This window comes from Solwaraspora sp. WMMD937, from assembly GCF_029581175.1.
In the GTDB taxonomy this organism is placed as follows: domain Bacteria; phylum Actinomycetota; class Actinomycetes; order Mycobacteriales; family Micromonosporaceae; genus Micromonospora_E.
In genome coordinates, this window is record NZ_CP120738.1 from 2,757,247 (window position 1) to 2,773,384 (window position 16,138).

Here is a 16,138-nt window from a genome sequence, read left to right on the forward strand (position 1 = left end):
GTAGCAGGGTGTATGTTCACCATTCGTCGACTGCGGGTGTTCGTCCCGGTCCGTCGGCTCACCGGCTCCCCATGTCGTCGTCCCGAGGCGATCGGTCGTGCGGCCTGGTCTGCTCGACGGCGTGCGGCCTGGTCTGCTCGACGGCGGGCGGACCGGCCTGCCGGGGTACCTCGATCCGGGGCAGGATCATCGTGGCGGAGACGTCGTCGGGCTGGTCGTCGACCGACCGGCTGGCCAGATGCGCCGCCAGCAGCGCTCGTGGGATCTCCATGGTGATGTCCCCGGCCCGGTCCGGACCACGTACCTCCTCGATCGTCGGTGGTCCGCCGTCGCTACCGCTGTCACCCGTGGGCACCGGGTGGGAACGCCGGCGGAGGTCCCGTCGCCACAGCGCGACCGGTAGCAGGCAGATCAGCAGCGCCACGCCGGGCCAGAGCAGCGACGGCAGGCTGGCGTAGTCGCGGGCAACGGCGACCCCGACCGCCGCGGCGAGCACCGCCAACCAGCCCAGGTGCGCCCGGAACGTGTACAAGCCGTCGCTGCTGCTGTGCGCCCCCTTCGGGGTGACCACGAACCGGGCCGGCCGACGCAACAGTGTACTGACGAGCTGCCCGGCGTAGATCGGTGCCGAGATGATCGACATCAGCATGCCCTTGAGCCCGCGGGAACCGGGGGCCTCGTACGGGCTGACGTTGTACCGCCGGTTGTGCAGGTAGAGCCAGAGCGAGAAGGCGGTGGCGTCGGTGTAGAGGGCGAACCAGATCTGCGGTGAGATCGTCATGCCGCTGACGCCGAGAGCCAGGAACAGCACCGCGTTGACGATGCCGAGCAGCCAGGCGACGGCCATCGACGGATAGAAGGTGGTGATCAGGGTGTAGTGCAGCATCCCACCGGCGGACAGCCGGGGGAAGCGCAGCCAGTAGCGGCCGACCAGCAGTTGGAAGGTGCCCCGCGACCAGCGCCGCTGCTGGGAGAAGTAGTCGCTCCAGCTGGCCGGGCCGTCGCCGGCGGAGAGCACGTCCGGGGTGTACACCGACTTCCACCGACGGCCGGTCGACGGGTTGCGGGTGGTGTGCACGGCCAGCCCGGTCGCCATGTCCTCGGTGATCGAGTCGGCCAACCCTCCGATGCTGCGCAACGCGCTGATCCGTACCGCGTTGTTGGTGCCGACCAGCATCGACGTGCCGTACGCGTTGGCGGCTCGCTGGATCACGCTGTGGAACGGGAACTGCTGCGACTCGGCGGCCCGGGTGACGAACGCCTCGCCGTTCTTGTAGCACTGCGGGCCGACGACGTACGCCACGTCCGGGTCGCGGAAGTAGCCGAGGATCCGTTCGGCGAAGTTGGCCAGCGGCACGTGGTCGGGGTCGACGGAGAGGAAGACGTCGTAGCCGTCGCCGTGCGCGTCGACCCAGGCGTTGTAGTTGCCGTGCTTGGTCTTCGCCCGGAACGGTCCGCGCCGCTGGTTGTACCGCTCGATGCCGTTGCGGGTGAAATGTCGCACGCCGAGCTGGTCGCACATCGCCTTCACCTCGGCGTCGTCGCCTTCGTCGAGCAGCCAGATGTCGAAGACGCCCCGGTGCCGGATCCGCTTCGCCGCTCGCAGCGTGTCGCGTACCACCGCGACCGGTTCCTTGCTCGGCACGATCGTGGTGAGAAAGGCGACCCGCAGCCCTCGGGGCGGGACCACCGGCACCGGATCCCGCGCGATCACCGAGGCCAGCGACAGCGACAGTACGTTGACCAGCCGTAACGCCTCGACGACGGCAATGGAGCAGATGACGAAGACATTGGCGACCCGGGCAGCCTCGGCCACCGGACCGGGATTGGTGTCGGCGAAGTGCCCCGGCTGCAGCAGCCAGACGAAGAAGAACACCTCGAAGCAGATGTTCGCCAGCGCGATCAGTACCGCGGTGACGATCTGCCGGCTACCGTGCGCTCCATGCATGCTGCGGTAGCGGACCCGGTACGGCACGCCCTCCGGCGGATCGGTCAGCGAACCAGCGAGCCGGCTATAGGATTCGAGTCGAGCCCAGGACCGGCCGTACACCGGGATGTCGAATGGTTCCGCCACAAGCAGCAAGCCGCCCCGCAGTCGTGCCCACCGGCCGCACGCCCCGACCGACGGTTTCGTCGATCCTATGGCACCGGGGAAGTCTGCCCGAATCAGCCAGTTGAGCTAGTCTCGGCCGTGCTTTACGCCACTGACGGAGGACGAACGGTGCTGTGGTCGATGGTCCGCCGGGCGACGTCCGCGCTTTCCGTCGGCTCGCTCCTGGCGTTGCTGGCTGGTTGCGGCACAGCCCCGACGGAGCCGGCCGGTGATCTCGGCGACCAGATCACCGATGCCCGCACCACTGGCGCCAGCGGCCCGCCGGTCGCGGTGCCGCTCGCCGGAGCGGAGCTGTTCGTCGACCCGACGGGAGCCGCCGCCGACCAGGTCACCGCCTGGGTGGCGGCCGGCCGCACCGGTGACGCCGACCGGCTCCGACGGATCAGTGAGCAGCCGACAGCGGTCTGGGTCACCAGCGGCACCACCGCGGTACGGGCCGGCGTCGACACCGTGCTGACCCGGGCCGACGCTGCCGGCGGCATGCCGGTGCTGGTGGCGTACCACATCCCGGACCGGGACTGCGGCAGCTTCAGCGGCGGCGGTGCGGTCGACGGCGACGACTACCGGGCCTGGGTCCGGGAGTTCGCGGCCGGAATCGCCGGTCGTCCGGTCACGGTGATCGTCGAACCGGACGCTGTGGCGCACAGCCTGGACAGCTGCGGCGCGGGCTCCGCCGACGAACGGTTGGCGTTGCTCGCCGATGCGGTCGCCGTGCTCAAGCAGACCGGCAGCGCCCAGGTGTATCTCGACGCCGGCCATGCCCGCTGGGTCGCCGACCTGCCGAGGTTGGCCGACGCGCTGCGCCGGGCCGGGATCGGGCAAGCCGACGGCTTCGCACTGAACGTCTCCAACTTCATCGGTACGCAGGAGAACGTCGACTACGGCCGGCGGCTGTCCGACGAACTCGACGGGCGTACCAGGTTCGTCGTCGACACCAGCCGCAACGGCGCCGGGCCGGTCGACGGTGCCACCGTCGACGGTGGTCCGTCCTGGTGCAACCCGCCCGGCCGGTCACTGGGGGAATCACCGACTACGACGACCGGACTGGACCGGGTCGACGCCCTGCTGTGGATCAAACGTCCGGGCGAGTCCGACGGCGACTGCCGGCCGGGCGAGCCGCCCGCCGGCGGGTGGTGGCCCGAGTACGCCCTCGAACTGCTCGGCAAGGCGGGGTGAGTGACCGCCCGCTCAGCGCACCATCACCGGTACGCCGACCGACGGCACCCCGTCGGTGTCGATGGCGAACAGCAGGTACGGCCCGGACGGCAGGATCGTCGCCTCTTCCGGCAGGCTCAGCTCCAGTCGTCCCGTGCTGGCAGGGGTGAAGTCGACCGCCACCGACCGCTGCTCGTTGTTGAGCATGTGGGTGGCGGCACCCGGCCGGATCAGCCGCACCCGGTCGATCCGGTCGGCGTGCGGGCTGATCACTGTGACGCTGCCGCCACGTTCGATCCGCTCCGGCACGCTGCCGAGGACCGGACGCACACCGCCGAACAGGTACGGCGGGGAGTACAGCTCCAGCCGCTGCTCGAACTCACCGCTGATGCTGTTCTTGGCGTCGCGGAACAGCGGGTCGGATCCGACGGTGAGCACCCGGCCGTCGGGCAGCAGCAACGCCGCCGAGTGGTAGTTACGACCGACATGGGGGTCGGCGGCAACCGTCAGAGTGTTGCTGTCCGGGTGGAAGATCCGGGCGGTGTGGTTGTCGCTGAGGCCGCGACCCCGGTAGTCGCTGGCACCGTTGGTGATCAGCACGGTGTCGTCGGGCAGCTGCACCAGGTTGGGGTAGCGGGTCCCGTCCGGCAGGTCCGGGCCGGGGGTGAACCGGGGGTTGTCCGAGGCCAGGTCGATGAGGTCGATCCGGTCGCTGGACAGGGCCGACTCGCCGACCCCGCCGCCGCCGACGACCATGATCCGCTGCTCCTGCACCGGGCCGGCCCAGGCGCTCATGCTGGTTTCCAGTTGGTCGGTGTCGCGTAGCCCGTCGACCTCGGTGAACGTGTTGTCGCTCAGGTCCCACAGGCCGGGTTCGCGGCCCTGGTCGTCGGGTCCGTAGCCGGCGTTCGATCCGGTGTAGAACAGCAGGTCGGGCGTTGCGGTCTGGAACAGACTGGGGTACGTCGGGAAGTACCGTTCCAGGTCGGGTCGCAGGGTCCAGCTCCTGGTCTGCGGGTCGTAGATCTCGTGCTGCGTGCCGTCGAGGACCTGGCCGCTGCCGTCGAGCCCGGCCACGGTGAGCACCTGCCCGTCGGGCAGCGTGGTCAGCGTCGGGTACCAGCGTTTGACGTGCATGTCGTCGACCCGCTCGTACCGTTCGGTCCACGGGTTGAACTCGAACGCGGCGTCGAGTCCCTGGTAGTCCTGCTTGTCCATGGTGATCGCGTCGGCCAGGCCGTAGATGTCCTGCACCTCGTCGCCGACCAGGCCGTTGACCCGGTACTGAATCTGCCGTTCGACGACGTACTCGTCGCCGAACCCGGCAGCGTCGACCCACACCTCCGTCTCGCTTGCGGTGACGACGACCCGGCCCGCCGGTCCGTCGGTCTTGGTGGCCGGCGGTACGACGAAGTCGTGCCCGGCGGAGTAGCGCCGCCCGTCCGGGGCGACGAACTCGGTGCCCTTGACGAAACTGCGCGGACCGCCGTCCGGGGACTCGTTCTTGACCAGCATGGTGCCGCCGGCCCGGTCGATGTCGGGTTCGAGGACCTCGTACCGCTGGGTGCCGCCGGCGACGAGCAGGTTGCCGTCGGCGAGGAACGAGTGCCCGGAGCAGAACAGGTCCTCCGGGGTCGGCACGAGTTCGGTCCGTTCGGTCGCCGGGTCGAACAGCAGGGTCCTGAACGTGCCGGCGTCGAACTGCTCCCGGTCGTTGCCTGAGCCGGCGATCAGCAGCACCTTGCCGGTGGGCAGCAGCGCGGCGTGGATCGCGTTGACCCGCTGGTCCTCGGGGAGTTCGAGGACCTGCCAGTAGCCGTGCTCCCGCTGGTACTCGACGCTGTTGAGCTTGCGCTCGTGCAGCCAGTCACTGGTAAAACCGTACAGTGGTGGCACGTTTGCGCTGAGTAGTATCGCTACGCCGAGTACGGGTAGCAGGACGCGGTGGCGCAGGGTTGCGGGGGTAGGCCACTTCACCCGCTGCACGCTAGCTGCCCCAATCGCCACTGTGGAGCGGCCGACCGGGCCGGCGAGCCCGACCGCCCGCCGCAGCGGCGGTGGGTCATCGGCCCAGTCGTGGTCGGCCGTTGGGACTACACCCGGTCGAACTACTCGCTCTGCTCCCGGATCGTCTCCGCCACGTCGAGCAACTCGCCGATGGTGCGCGGTTTGCTACCGGCAGGGTCTGCCGCCGCCGTGCCGGTGTCGGCCCGGAACCGCTGCCGAAGCTCGGCGGTGACGGCCAGCCCGTCGCCCTGCAGCAGGCCGAGCAGCGCGGTGTCCTTGTCGGCGGCGGGCAGCTGAGCGATCCAGTCGGCCAGCCGGGCCGGGTCAGCGGCGGCGCCCGCGGCCTCCGGTGCACTGCCCTGCGCCGCGGCGGCGATCAGGGCGGGGTCGATCAGCAGGAACTCGGCGAACTCGCACAGCGCGCCGGTCAGGTCACCGAGCCCGGCCGGCACCGGCGGTTCGGTCGCCTCGTCGCCGAACTCCCCGTCCTGGATGAGGAACAGCCAGGCCAGGTAGAGGGCACGGTAATCGCCGGCCGCGAGCTGGTCGCGGACGCCGACGATGCTGGCGAGCCAGCCCTCACCGTCGCGGTCGAAGTCCTCGACGCCGTCGGGGTCCTCGCGGAAGAAGTTCAGGATCAGGTTGTCACCCGACTGGTACGCCTCGGCCGGCTCTGCCCAGCAGTACTGCTGGGCGGTCCCCAGGTCGAGCAGCCGCAGCGGCAGCCGCAGCACCAGCTGCCGGGTGCCCCAGTTGGTGATGTAGAGGTGCGCGTCGAAGTACTCCTCGACCATGGCCAGCGGATCGCCGCCGAAGTTGCCGAAGTGGTACACGTTGGTGAAGCTGGTACGGGTGATCTCCGCCCGGGTGGACAGCGTACGGAGCTCAGCCATCTGCTGCTCGTCAAGTGGCCGGTCGATGGCACGGAAGTCGTAGTACTGGTACTCGCTCACCCGGCCATCATTCACCGGGTCGCTGCCGGCTTCAGCCCGGGGTCAGTTCCGCATCCAGGACGCTGTGTCATCGCTCAACACCGGTCCGTCAGCTAGGTGTGTAGCACCTGCCAGGCTGGTCGACAGGAGAGCGAACAGATGCCGATGCAACAGTGCCCCGTCACCGACGTCACCCAGATCGCAGGGTTCTACGCGCAGATGACCGGCGTACTGGCTGGATTCGCGTTCACCGCCATGGTGGTTCTCCTCAGTCCCGTCCAGGTGGACGAACGAGCCGAGATGGGAAGGAAGGACGAACCGGTCCTGGCGGCGCTCTTCGCCGCCTTCATTGCCCTTGTCGTGGCGACCCTGAACTACTCGCTGCTGGCAGGTGAGCCTGCGGACGCGTCGCAGCGGGCCCACAGCATGCGACTGATCGACGGAGTGCCGTTCGGCATGGCAGCGGTGATGCTCTTCCAAGGCATCACGCTGTTGCTGATCGCAGGTCGGATGGGGCGACTGCTGGTGCGGATCGGACGGGCCTTCACCGTGGTGATCGGGCCCGCTCTCGCCTACTACTACCTGGTGAACGGTACGTCCGACATTGCGACCCTCCGGGCGGCGGATGGGTCAGGTGTCTGCGAGCCCCAGGCCGCAGCCCTGCTGGGTCAGATTCTCAACGCCGTTCTGATGGCCGTCCTCGCCGCCTCCACGGTTCGGAGGTTGCAACCGCCCCGGGGGCGCGACCTCGCACGACGACTGTCCGACATGCCCGCAGTGGTGGTGCTGGCCACGACGGTCATCGCGGCTGTGGCCAGCGGGTACGTAGGCTCTCGGCCGCCGGAGTTTCTGCTGCCGACGGCAATGGTCAATCTCTACCTGATCGCGGTCTTCGCCGTGTTGCTCTTTGTCGGATTGACGATCGCACTGAGCGAACGCGATCAGCCGGCCGACAGCCCAATCATCGTCGCTGCCGCTCCCGGGCGGACCGCACGGTGGCGGCGACACGCGCAGCGGTGGCCCCTGCCCCGGCGATGAGCGTGACCAGGCATACATCCGCTACCACCTCGACGGACCGGCAGAGCCTGCCCGATCGGTATCGAACAGATACTTTCCGGCCGATGCCGTGTCGGCCCGAGGATGGATAGGATCTGGCGTTTTACATCGGTCACGCACCCCTGTGGAGAGAAAATTTCCTGATCTGAAAATGTCATGCCCGCTTATTCGAGTGGCTTCCTTTGGTCCTCTTCGGTGAAGAGCTGAGCGGCTTCTGAAAAATCGTCGGCAAGCTTCTTGTGTCGAGCGGAGAGGACTAGCTCGCCTTTGCTGTCTCGGTCAGTCCAGTAGCGGCCGATCATGCGGCATGCGGGGCGGCCGGAGATGTCGAGCACCATCGAACCGTGGTGCATCTTGCTACGATGCTCAACTCGAATATCCGGCCTGTTCAGGTAGACGGTTGTCAAGGAAGATGAACCATCAATTGTTCGGACGTTAGCTAGAGTCGATGTGGATCTTGACTCGTCCGTAAGCAAACTGACCGCTACCAGGGTGGCTGTCTGGCGTACGACAAGATAGACGGTCTTAGGGCGTGGGGGTTGCCCTGTTTCTGGATCAATCCAAAAGGAGGTAAGCGTTCCTTGCCACGTTCCCCGGATGCAGCGCGGAACGCCCGGTATGTGTTGTGCAAGGGGCAGGCGCCAGACCCAGAGGTCCCATAATCCTAGTATGACCGAGGCGGCTAGCACTGCGGCGGAAAATAGTCGTATCCAGGCTGGATCAAGTTGGCCATTCGTAAGCCACGTTCCTGTCGCGAAGACAAGAACGACTATCGACGCCACGACCCGAATGGTGATCGTGCGGTTCATGACTCGAACCTTGGCCAGGTCATCGCGGACATCAGGAGGATACTCGCACTCTCGCTCGTCCGATTCCGGTCTTCGCCGATAGAACGTATACGCCTACTAGAGTATTGCCGGCGCTGCAAGTGTTTGGCTCGTGGTTACTCATAGACGGCTCCGGCGGTCAGACGGCAGTCACTGGGACGCCGCGAGTCTCGGTGTAGCCGTCTACGTCGGCGGTGCCGCCGTAGCTGCAGGCGGGCATGCCGTCCCAAACGGCGAAGAGCCGATCCGACTGGTCGACCATCAACTCGCTTGCGGCCATGTGGGCAGTCGAGTCCGAGACGAAGTAGTCGCAGCGGAGGACGGCTACGGCCCGATTGATCAACTGGTCGTACAGGGCGTGGGCATGCTCGGGCAGGCCGTCGCGGTACTCTTGGGCGGGGACGACGAATTCAAGCTGACCACCGTGTCGGAGCACCGCCTTGGCGAAGAGCTGGTCGGCTCCATCCACGAGGCAGGTGACGCCAACTAGGTTGCCGGCCAAGCGCGCGAGTTGCGTGTCGAGGGCTCGCGCGACAAGGTAGCCGACCTCGTCGCTGAGCCCTCGATGTCCGATGATGGCTATCCGCGCTGGAAGCCTGGTCAGTGCTTGGTTCCGATCTCGTCGATGAAGGACTTCCAGGCAGTCGGAGCGAAGGTCAGGGTGCCGCTGTCGCGGTCCTTGCTGTCCCGGAGGAGCACGCGACCAGGGACGTTGGCGGCGACCTCTACGCACTCGCCGCCGTTGCTGCTGCTGCGGGATGACTTGCGCCAGATCGGGTCAACTGTGTTCATCGATCATCCTTTGGATCAGGTCTCGTGACTGCCGGCCGGACAGGGCCACATCACTCACATTCTCCCACAACTTCTCTACCCACCTCGCGAGCTGTGGAGATGATTCGACCGGTGGAATCGGATTCTCGATTCAATTTGTGGAGCGGCGAATGTTGACCTTGGTAGGAGTCGTGTTGGCGGCGCTGGGCGGGTTGTGCGTCGGCTTCTTCACGTTCCGGGTGAAGCAGCGGTGGTGTCCGGGGTGTGGGGCGACGTTGCGGTGTCCGGAGTGCGCGCCTCGGCATTCGATGCGGTTCAGCCCGACGGGTCCGGCCGGCGTGCCCGGTGCGGTCGGTGCTGGTCGGGCTGGTGCTGTCGGGCGGGCTGCGGTTGATGCGGCTCGGGTGAACCGGGGCCGGTGGTCGCAATGAGGGGGCGGTTGCGGGAGCTGGCCGCTGCCGGTGGTGTGGTGCTGGTCGTCCGCCACTATGGGCAACCTCGGGGCGGCCGGATCGGCGGTGCTGCGTACCGCGATGTGACCGGCGCGGACCTGGCGGTCGACAGCGGTGGCGGTGGTGGTCATGTGGCGGTGCGGCCGTCGTGGTTGTGCGCCGGCTGCGGCGGATCCTGGCCGTGTCTGGTGGCGCGGGTCGAGTTGGCGGCCGTGTTGGGGCCGGTCGGATTGGCGACGTACGCGGTGGAGCGGATGACCGAGGCGGCGTTCGACCTGCCCGACGTGACGGCGGCGGAGTTGTTCGACCGGTTCCTGGTGTGGACGTGGCGGCCGTGCTGACCGTACGGGCGGCGACGGCCGCCGACGTGGAGCCGTTGGGGGAGTTGTTGGCGCAGTCGTGTGTGGTGGATCCGGTGGTGTCCTGGCTGATCGGTGATCACGCGTTGCGCTATCTGACGATGCACCAGTTCTTCACTGCCGAGTTGGAGTTCGGCGTACGGCACGGGATCGTCGATGTGGTCGGGCACTGCAAGGGGGTGGCGATCTGGTACCCGCATCCGTTCGACCGGCTGCTCGGGGCGGAGCATCAGCGGCGCAGGTTGCGGGCGTGCGGTGACCGGCACGGCCCGTACGCGCACTACACCTTTACCGCCGGCCGCCTGGAGCCGACCGGCCGACACCACCACCTGGCGTTCCTCGCGGCGGCACCCTGGTTGAGACGGCGAGGGATCGGGTCGGCGTTGCTGGCGGCGCATCATGCCCGGTTGGACCGGATCGGGATGCCGGCGGTAGTGGAGGCGAGTAGCCAGCGGCAGAGGGCGTTCTACGAACGCCACGGCTACCGCGTCGTGCGGGTGGCGCATCTGCCGGCGGGTGGGCCGCCGTTGTGGGCGATGCGCCGCTCCGGTGACCCCGTCGACCAACCACCCATGGCCGCCGCACTGCGGGTCGGCTGAACTGGGGTGGCTTGGGTCACCTGACCCGGACAGGTCCGATGTCCCGGCGCTCGCCGAGCTGGACGACCGGCTTCTGGCGCACGTGGCGTAAACGGTCAGCGCTCCTGCGTCTCGGCAGCAATCCACTCCAGATACGGCGTGTGCCCGGCAACGATCGGCACGGATACGATGCCGGGCGCGTCGTAGTTGTGGCGTGCCCGGATGTGCTCCTCCAACTCCGCGTACCGGGTGACCGTGGTCCTGAACGTCACCCGCCACTCCTCGGCAGCTACAACCTCGCCCTGCCACCTGTAGGTGCTCCTGACCGGGCCGGCGACCTGAGCGGAAGCAGCCAGCCGCGCGACCGCTGTATCGGCCAGTGTCTCCGCCACCACACGGGAGTCGGTAGCGGTGATCACCTGGCACTGCTGCGGATCGGACATCGACGCTGCCTCCTTCGCGAGTGACCCTCAGCGATTCATCGAGCTGGCAGCGTCGGCGGTTCGCCGCCGGAGCGTAGGTATGTGACTGCCGCCGCGATGGCGGTCTCGGGTCGAAGGCGGAGATGCTCGGCGGGATACTCGGTCGGGACGCCGCCCAGGTCGAAGCTGATGTCGGCAGCCGGCGGCTGAACGTCTGGGGCGGTGAGGTGGTACCCGTCGTCGGCGATGTAGCCGACGAAAGCGTGCGTGGGGTGGCCGAGTCCGAGTTGCAGACCGGGCGGCAGCTCGTCCGGGTCAGTGGGTCCCTCGTCATAGATGGTCACGACAACGGGCTCGGCGCGCTGTTGGATCTCGCGCAGCAGCGAGTCCAGGACTGCGGCGTCTGTTGCGGCAGCGCTGTGGTTCTCCCTGCGGCTGCCCTTGTCGTAGGTCCAGTTCACCTTCATGCGATCGCCCTTCCGTTGCCAGTGTAGGTGCGCCAGAGCCTGACCTGCCCATCATCCTCGCGCACGAAGACCGTCAACCTGGAGCCGGCCGGTAGCAGTCGGGGCAGAATGGCGTCGCATCCGTATGGCTCATAGTCGCAGGGGGCGTTGTTTGTGATCAGGCTGGCCTCCTTGATTTGCTCTCGACGCATGCGCGCGGCGAGTTTTCCTTCGAGGTGATCTGTAGTGGTAGCTATCATCCGGTAGCGGGGCTTTAGGTCTGCGGCGGCGCTTGGATCTCGGCCGGACCTCATTGGAATCTGTCTGCCGTCGATGAAGGCTATTCCGGATGTTGGGTCTTTTGGCTTCCGTCTCGGTAATCGGTGGCTTGTCTCTGCGATCCACTTTGGGATGCTCTTCGAATGTCCGTCGGGTTTGGTGGGGGTGGCAGGCGAGGTATCCTGCCGTGACGATGGCGGCGCGGTGCTTGGCCGGCTCGTCGGGGACATGCGGAGCCTTATCCCGATGCTGCCGGCGTAGTCGACAAGCGTTGTCGCAGCGCTGTGTAGAAGTTGGTCTGCTTCTTGCAACTTTTCCGACGATAGGTGGACCATGCTGACGACCCCGCCTGTCGAGAGCTGGTCGCTTCCGGTCAGGAGCAATCCTGCCTTGGACTGCTCCTCCGAAAGAATGGCAGCAACGGCGGCAATGTGGCTTCTCTCGCGGGTGATCTCGTCGAGTATCCGTTGCAGGCGATTGCCAAGTTCGGCCATGCTCATCTGTTTGACCCGTCGGCTGACGGCTTCGTTCGGACGGCCGGGTGGGTGGATCGTCGGGTTGGCCGAGGTCATGAGGTCACCGTAGCTGCAGTTGAGCAACGTAAACGATCTCCGGAGCCCCGCCGACAAAATGTTGACAGCCGGCACCTCCACGTTGGGTGACGGATGCGAGATCATTTGTGTATGTCCGAAGGCTGGGTTGATCAAGAGTCGCCGGTCGATGATATTTTGCAGGTGCGACGTGCGCTGGGTCATCGGTTGGCGGTGTTGCGGCAGGCGGCCGGCTACACGCAGCATCAGTTGTCGGCGGTGATCCACTACCACCGCAGCAGCGTGGCGAACGTCGAGACCGGTCGTCAGCGAGCGCCACGCGACTTCTGGCAGCGGGCGGACAAGCTGCTGGGTGCCGGCGGTGACCTGCTGGCGGCGTTTGACCGTGTCGAGTCGCAGCACCGGCGGCGTAAGGTTGATCAGATGGCCAGCCGGTTCCCGGCCGAGGTGATTCCGGAGACCCCGCCGGAGCTTGGTCAGAGCGGAGCCGTCCGATCGATCGTGCAGGCCGCGCATGAGACCCGTGAACATGCTTTGAACGCAGGTGCATTGGCAGTGTCAGATGTTGCTATCGAGCAGTTGCGCGACGACGTCAGCCGGCTGGCGCGGCGCTTCCCGGAGCTGGAGCTGCAGCAGATCGTCGGCGAGACCCTTCGGATTCGCGATCTCGCCGTGCGCCTGCTGGAGCACACCCGCAGGCCAGCGCAGCAGACCGAGCTGTACCTGATCGTCGCCCAGGCGGCGGCGCTGCTGGCCAGCGAAAGCGTCGACCTCGGCCTGTGGTCACCGGCGATGCAGTACGCCCGAGCCGCCTACGCCTACGGCGAGATCGTCGGCCACGCCGGTGCATGTGCCTACGCCAGAGGGATGCAGGCGACGATCGCCTACTGGAGCGGGCAGGTCGACGACGCCGTTCACTACGCACAGGCCGCCGCCGACCTCGCCCCGGCCGGCGTCGCGCGGGTCCGCGCGTACAGCGTCCTCGCTCGGGCCCTGGCGTACCGAGGGGATGCGGGCGCGGTGGTGACCGCGATCGCAATCGCTGCGGATGCCCGCAGTCAGGTCGGTCGTGATGAGCTGCATGACGTCGTTGGCGGCGAGTTCGGATTCACGGTCGAGCAGCAGGCCCGCTGCGACGGGACCGCGCTGCTGCAGGTCGGCCAGGTCGCGCAGGCCACCGACGCGGCGCGCCGAGCCCTTGATCTGGCGGCGGCGACCCAGACGCAGTGGCCTACGGTCGTGGCGGAAGCCCGCGTCGACCTGGCGGCCTGTCTGCTGCTCGGCGGACAGCTTGATGCGGTGGAGCCGACGCTCGCGCCGGTGTGGGCGATGCCGCCGCAGTGGCGTCGCGCCGGACTGATCGGCCGGATCGACAGTCTCCGGGGCTCGCTCAACGGTCGTCGATGGCGTGACAGCTCGATCGCTCGGTCGACTGCCGACCGGGCCGAGGCGTTCGTGGCCGTACGGCCGGAGATTCCGGCGCTACCTGGCGTTTGAGCTGCGCTGCCACTCGGTCAGCAGTTCGCGTTCGCGGTCCTGCGGCAGGCCGTGGTCTGCCGCGCGGGCCGCCTCGCCTTCGCCAACGATCCAGCTGCCACCCTCGGTCAGCCACGCCCAGGTGTCGTCGATCGTCGCCGCCAACGGTGCGCAGCGCAGCCCGGCGGTATGCGCCAGTGAACTGTCGACGGCCCACACGCCGGCATGAGTGCGCCACAGCGGCAGGCCGGTCCACTGCTCGACGCCGTGAGCGGTCAGCCAGGTGGGGTCGGCCCAGATCGGTTCCGCGTCCGATCCGGTTGCCGCGATGCACCCGGTGACCAGGTCCGCGAAGGTGGCGTGTCCGGGTGGGGCGGTGATGTTGAAGATGCCCGACGTGCCTAGGCGGGCGCAATGTAGGGCGAAGTCGGCCACGTCGCGTACGTCAATCGGCTGGATTGGTCGTGCAGCCGGGGCGGGTGCGAGCAGCTGCCCGCCTCGGGCGGCACGGGCGAGCCACCAGGTGAGGCGACCGACGTATTCGTAGCGGCCGAGGATCACACCAGGGCGCAGGATGGTCACCCTTTCAGTACCGACAGTCGCCGACACTGCCTGTTCGCAGCCGGCTTTGAGCGCGCCGTACTGGCCGGCGTAGCCGAGGTCGGCACCGAAGTCGGCTCCGGCGTCCGGTGGGCAGTCGAAGACGGGGGAGTCTTCGTCGAGCGGCTGATTGGGCCAATCGGTGTAGACGTTGACAGTGGACAGGTAGACGTAGTGCCCGACCACCGGGGCCAGCGCCGACACGGCGGCCAGGACCTGGTTCGGTACGTAGCCGATGGTGTCTATGACGACATCCCACGGCCCGTGCTCGGCCAGGCGTCGGAGGTCGTCGCGGTTCTCCCGATCGCCGTGAACAGCGGAAACCCCTGGTACGTCGCCGGCTGACGTACCCCGGTTGAAGGTCGTGACGGCCCATCCGGCCGCAAGTGCCCGCTCAGCGAGGTGGCGTCCGAGGAACCAGGTCCCGCCCAGGATCAGCAGCCGCATTTCCCCATCATGGCGCACCAGTGGATCTCCGGCCGGCGGTGCCCAGCGTGTCAGCCGATTGCTGGTCTCGCTGTCACGCCGTAGCCGACAACGAGATCGGGCAAGTTCGCTCGGTGGGCACGTGATTCGTGTCCGATCGATCTTGCGGGAGACGACTATGGGAAGACTGCTGGCGTTCACCATGGTGGGCATCGCTGCCGGATTCATGCTCGGCTTCTTCATGTTCCGGGTGAAGCAGCGGTGGTGTCGGGTGTGTGGGGCGACGTTGCGGTGTCCGGAGTGCGCGCCTCGGCATTCGATGCGGTTCAGCCCGACGGGTCCGGCCGGCGTGCCCGGTGCGGCGGGTGCTGGTCGGGCGGGTGCTGTGGGTCGGGCTGCGGTGGACGCGGCTCGGGTGAACCGGGGCCGGTGGTCGCAATGAGGGGGCGGTTGCGGGAGCTGGCCGCCGCTGGCGGCGGGCTGCTGGTCGTCCGCCACGACGGGCAACCTCGGGTCGGCCGGGTCGGCTGCTCTGCGTACCGCGATGTGGCTGGCGCGGAGTCGGCGGCCGACAGCGGCGGCGGTGGTGGTGGTGGTCATGTGGCGGTGCGACCGTCGTGGTTGTGCGCCGGCTGCGGCGGATCCTGGCCGTGTCTGGTGGCGCGGGTCGAGTTGGCGGCCGTGTTGGGGCCGGTCGGATTGGCGACGTACGCGGTGGAGCGGATGACCGAGGCGGCGTTCGACCTGCCCGACGTGACGGCGGCGGAGTTGTTCGACCGGTTCCTGGTGTGGACGTGGCGGCCATGCTGACCGTACGGACCGCCACGGCCGCCGACGTCGAGCCGTTGGCGGAGATGTTGGCGCAGGCGTGTGTGCTGGATCCGGTGGTGTCCTGGCTGATCAGCGACCACGCACTGCGGTACCTGACGATGCACCGGTTCTTCACCGCCGAGTTGGAGTTCGGGATAAGGCACGGGATCGTCGATGTGGTCGGCCATTGCGACGGGGTGGCGATCTGGTACCCGCATCCGTTCGACCGGCTCCTCGGTGCGGAGCATCAGCGGCGGCGGTTGCGGGCGTGCGGTGACCGGCACGGCCCGTACGCGCACTACACATTCACCGCAGGCCGGGTGGAGGCGACCGGTCGGCATCAGCATCTGGCGTTCCTGGCGGCGGCACCCTGGCTGAGACGGCAGGGCATCGGGTCGACACTGCTCGCCGCGCATCATGCCCGGCTGGACCGGATCAGCATGCCGGCGGTGGTGGAGGCGAGCAGCCCACGGTCCCAGGCGTTCTACCTGCGCCACGGCTACCGGATCGTCCGGGTGGCGCACCTGCCTGCCGGCGGGCCGCCGCTGTGGGCGATGCGCCGGGGCGGCCCACCACCCGACCAACCACCCATGGCCGCAGCGCTGCGCGTCGGCTGAGTCGGACGCTGGCCTGCGGCCACGTTGTCGCAGGCCAGCGGGTCACGAAGCGAGCGGGAACTCCGCGCGGGTGCTGGTGCCGGTGATCTTGATGTCCAGCTCGCCCTCCAGTGCTCCGGCCAGCGATGCAGCAGCGGGAGCGTCGGCGTGACCGCGCCACCTTCGAGCCGCGAGATCACGGTCTGCGTGGTGCCAGCCCGAGCGGCGAGCTCGGCCTGGCTCAGGCCGAGCGCGACCCGGCGGTCGTAGACGGCCTGGCCG

18 protein-coding genes and 1 pseudogene are annotated in these 16,138 nt (G+C 68.0%); 9 read left to right on the forward strand and 10 right to left on the reverse strand.

Annotated features, from left to right (window positions below; translation table 11 throughout):
* Positions 1–58 precede the first annotated feature (58 nt).
* Positions 59–2,074, reverse strand: coding sequence for a glycosyltransferase family 2 protein (locus O7621_RS11985; RefSeq protein WP_282234028.1), 2,016 nt, complete (start codon positions 2,072–2,074; stop codon positions 59–61).
* 147 nt (positions 2,075–2,221) lie between these two features.
* Here O7621_RS11985 and O7621_RS11990 point away from each other — a divergent pair, with 147 nt between their 5' ends.
* Positions 2,222–3,289: a glycoside hydrolase family 6 protein gene (locus O7621_RS11990; RefSeq protein WP_282234029.1), complete on the forward strand. Its 1,068-nt coding sequence runs from the start codon at positions 2,222–2,224 to the stop codon at positions 3,287–3,289.
* 12 nt (positions 3,290–3,301) lie between these two features.
* Here O7621_RS11990 and O7621_RS11995 read toward each other — a convergent pair whose 3' ends face one another.
* Positions 3,302–5,245, reverse strand: coding sequence for a galactose oxidase-like domain-containing protein (locus O7621_RS11995; RefSeq protein WP_282234030.1), 1,944 nt, complete (start codon positions 5,243–5,245; stop codon positions 3,302–3,304).
* Positions 5,246–5,376: 131 nt separating this feature from the next.
* Positions 5,377–6,228: a hypothetical protein gene (locus O7621_RS12000; RefSeq protein WP_282234031.1), complete on the reverse strand. Its 852-nt coding sequence runs from the start codon at positions 6,226–6,228 to the stop codon at positions 5,377–5,379.
* Positions 6,229–6,426: 198 nt separating this feature from the next.
* Between O7621_RS12000 and O7621_RS12005 the strand changes: the two genes are divergently transcribed.
* Entirely contained in the window at positions 6,427–7,245 is an 819-nt protein-coding gene (locus O7621_RS12005) for a hypothetical protein (RefSeq protein WP_282234032.1), read from the forward strand.
* Between the two features lie 182 nt (positions 7,246–7,427).
* Here the strand turns inward: O7621_RS12005 and O7621_RS12010 are convergent, their stop codons facing one another.
* The 3 genes from O7621_RS12010 to O7621_RS12020 all read right to left on the reverse strand — a co-directional run bounded on the left by O7621_RS12010 (position 7,428) and on the right by O7621_RS12020 (position 8,882).
* Entirely contained in the window at positions 7,428–8,072 is a 645-nt protein-coding gene (locus O7621_RS12010) for a hypothetical protein (protein ID WP_282234033.1), read from the reverse strand.
* Positions 8,073–8,229: 157 nt separating this feature from the next.
* The gene (locus tag O7621_RS12015) at positions 8,230–8,592 is read right to left on the reverse strand and encodes a hypothetical protein (RefSeq protein WP_282234034.1); all 363 of its coding nucleotides are present in this window, start codon (positions 8,590–8,592) and stop codon (positions 8,230–8,232) included.
* Positions 8,593–8,690: 98 nt separating this feature from the next.
* Positions 8,691–8,882: a DUF397 domain-containing protein gene (locus tag O7621_RS12020; RefSeq protein WP_282234035.1), complete on the reverse strand. Its 192-nt coding sequence runs from the start codon at positions 8,880–8,882 to the stop codon at positions 8,691–8,693.
* A gap of 406 nt (positions 8,883–9,288) precedes the next feature.
* Between O7621_RS12020 and O7621_RS12025 the strand changes: the two genes are divergently transcribed.
* A complete protein-coding gene (locus O7621_RS12025) occupies positions 9,289–9,654 on the forward strand; it encodes a hypothetical protein (protein ID WP_282234036.1) in 366 nt (121 codons plus the stop codon).
* A complete protein-coding gene (locus O7621_RS12030; RefSeq protein ID WP_282234037.1) occupies positions 9,639–10,271 on the forward strand; it encodes a GNAT family N-acetyltransferase in 633 nt (210 codons plus the stop codon). The genes O7621_RS12025 and O7621_RS12030 overlap by 16 nt, the downstream gene beginning before the upstream one ends.
* Positions 10,272–10,366: 95 nt before the next feature.
* On the opposite strand, the gene cutA is transcribed toward O7621_RS12030, so the two are convergent.
* From cutA to O7621_RS29170, 3 genes are read right to left on the reverse strand one after another with little or no spacing between them, the layout of a single operon-like run.
* On the reverse strand, positions 10,367–10,693 hold the full coding sequence (gene cutA / locus O7621_RS12035) for a divalent-cation tolerance protein CutA (RefSeq protein ID WP_282234038.1): 327 nt from the start codon (positions 10,691–10,693) through the stop codon (positions 10,367–10,369).
* A gap of 35 nt (positions 10,694–10,728) precedes the next feature.
* Positions 10,729–11,139, reverse strand: coding sequence for an Imm1 family immunity protein (locus O7621_RS12040; RefSeq protein WP_282234039.1), 411 nt, complete (start codon positions 11,137–11,139; stop codon positions 10,729–10,731).
* A complete protein-coding gene (locus O7621_RS29170; protein ID WP_348775300.1) occupies positions 11,136–12,152 on the reverse strand; it encodes a DddA-like double-stranded DNA deaminase toxin in 1,017 nt (338 codons plus the stop codon). The genes O7621_RS12040 and O7621_RS29170 overlap by 4 nt, the downstream gene beginning before the upstream one ends.
* On the opposite strand from O7621_RS29170, the pseudogene O7621_RS12050 reads away from it, so the two are divergent.
* A pseudogene (locus tag O7621_RS12050) lies at positions 12,081–12,269 on the forward strand (helix-turn-helix transcriptional regulator); the annotation flags it as partial. The gene O7621_RS29170 and the pseudogene O7621_RS12050 overlap by 72 nt on opposite strands.
* Positions 12,270–12,503: 234 nt before the next feature.
* Positions 12,504–13,445, forward strand: coding sequence for a hypothetical protein (locus O7621_RS12055; protein ID WP_282234831.1), 942 nt, complete (start codon positions 12,504–12,506; stop codon positions 13,443–13,445).
* Here the strand turns inward: O7621_RS12055 and O7621_RS12060 are convergent.
* The gene (locus O7621_RS12060) at positions 13,431–14,471 is read right to left on the reverse strand and encodes an NAD-dependent epimerase/dehydratase family protein (protein ID WP_282234040.1); all 1,041 of its coding nucleotides are present in this window, start codon (positions 14,469–14,471) and stop codon (positions 13,431–13,433) included. The two genes, O7621_RS12055 and O7621_RS12060, sit on opposite strands and share 15 nt — an antisense overlap.
* 157 nt (positions 14,472–14,628) lie before the next feature.
* Here O7621_RS12060 and O7621_RS12065 point away from each other — a divergent pair, with 157 nt between their 5' ends.
* From O7621_RS12065 to O7621_RS12075, 3 genes are read left to right on the forward strand one after another with little or no spacing between them, the layout of a single operon-like run.
* Positions 14,629–14,892 carry a hypothetical protein gene (locus O7621_RS12065; RefSeq protein ID WP_282234041.1) on the forward strand — a complete coding sequence of 88 codons (264 nt, stop codon included), beginning with the start codon at positions 14,629–14,631 and terminating at the stop codon, positions 14,890–14,892.
* Positions 14,889–15,260 carry a hypothetical protein gene (locus O7621_RS12070; protein WP_282234042.1) on the forward strand — a complete coding sequence of 124 codons (372 nt, stop codon included), beginning with the start codon at positions 14,889–14,891 and terminating at the stop codon, positions 15,258–15,260. Before O7621_RS12065 ends, O7621_RS12070 begins: the two co-directional genes overlap by 4 nt.
* Entirely contained in the window at positions 15,254–15,877 is a 624-nt protein-coding gene (locus tag O7621_RS12075) for a GNAT family N-acetyltransferase (RefSeq protein WP_282234043.1), read from the forward strand. The genes O7621_RS12070 and O7621_RS12075 overlap by 7 nt, the downstream gene beginning before the upstream one ends.
* Positions 15,878–16,138: the final 261 nt, after the last annotated feature.

Coding starts and splice junctions, on each gene's coding strand:
- O7621_RS12005 (WP_282234032.1), top strand. CDS start 6,427: ATGACCGGCGTACTGGCTGGATTCGCGTTCACCGCCATGGTGGTTCTC.
- O7621_RS12010 (WP_282234033.1), bottom strand. CDS start 8,072: ATGAACCGCACGATCACCATTCGGGTCGTGGCGTCGATAGTCGTTCTT.
- O7621_RS12020 (WP_282234035.1), bottom strand. CDS start 8,882: ATGAACACAGTTGACCCGATCTGGCGCAAGTCATCCCGCAGCAGCAGC.
- O7621_RS12025 (WP_282234036.1), top strand. CDS start 9,289: ATGAGGGGGCGGTTGCGGGAGCTGGCCGCTGCCGGTGGTGTGGTGCTG.
- cutA (WP_282234038.1), bottom strand. CDS start 10,693: ATGTCCGATCCGCAGCAGTGCCAGGTGATCACCGCTACCGACTCCCGT.
- O7621_RS12040 (WP_282234039.1), bottom strand. CDS start 11,139: ATGAAGGTGAACTGGACCTACGACAAGGGCAGCCGCAGGGAGAACCAC.
- O7621_RS29170 (WP_348775300.1), bottom strand. CDS start 12,152: ATGACCCAGCGCACGTCGCACCTGCAAAATATCATCGACCGGCGACTC.
- O7621_RS12060 (WP_282234040.1), bottom strand. CDS start 14,471: ATGCGGCTGCTGATCCTGGGCGGGACCTGGTTCCTCGGACGCCACCTC.
- O7621_RS12065 (WP_282234041.1), top strand. CDS start 14,629: ATGGGAAGACTGCTGGCGTTCACCATGGTGGGCATCGCTGCCGGATTC.
- O7621_RS12070 (WP_282234042.1), top strand. CDS start 14,889: ATGAGGGGGCGGTTGCGGGAGCTGGCCGCCGCTGGCGGCGGGCTGCTG.
- O7621_RS12075 (WP_282234043.1), top strand. CDS start 15,254: ATGCTGACCGTACGGACCGCCACGGCCGCCGACGTCGAGCCGTTGGCG.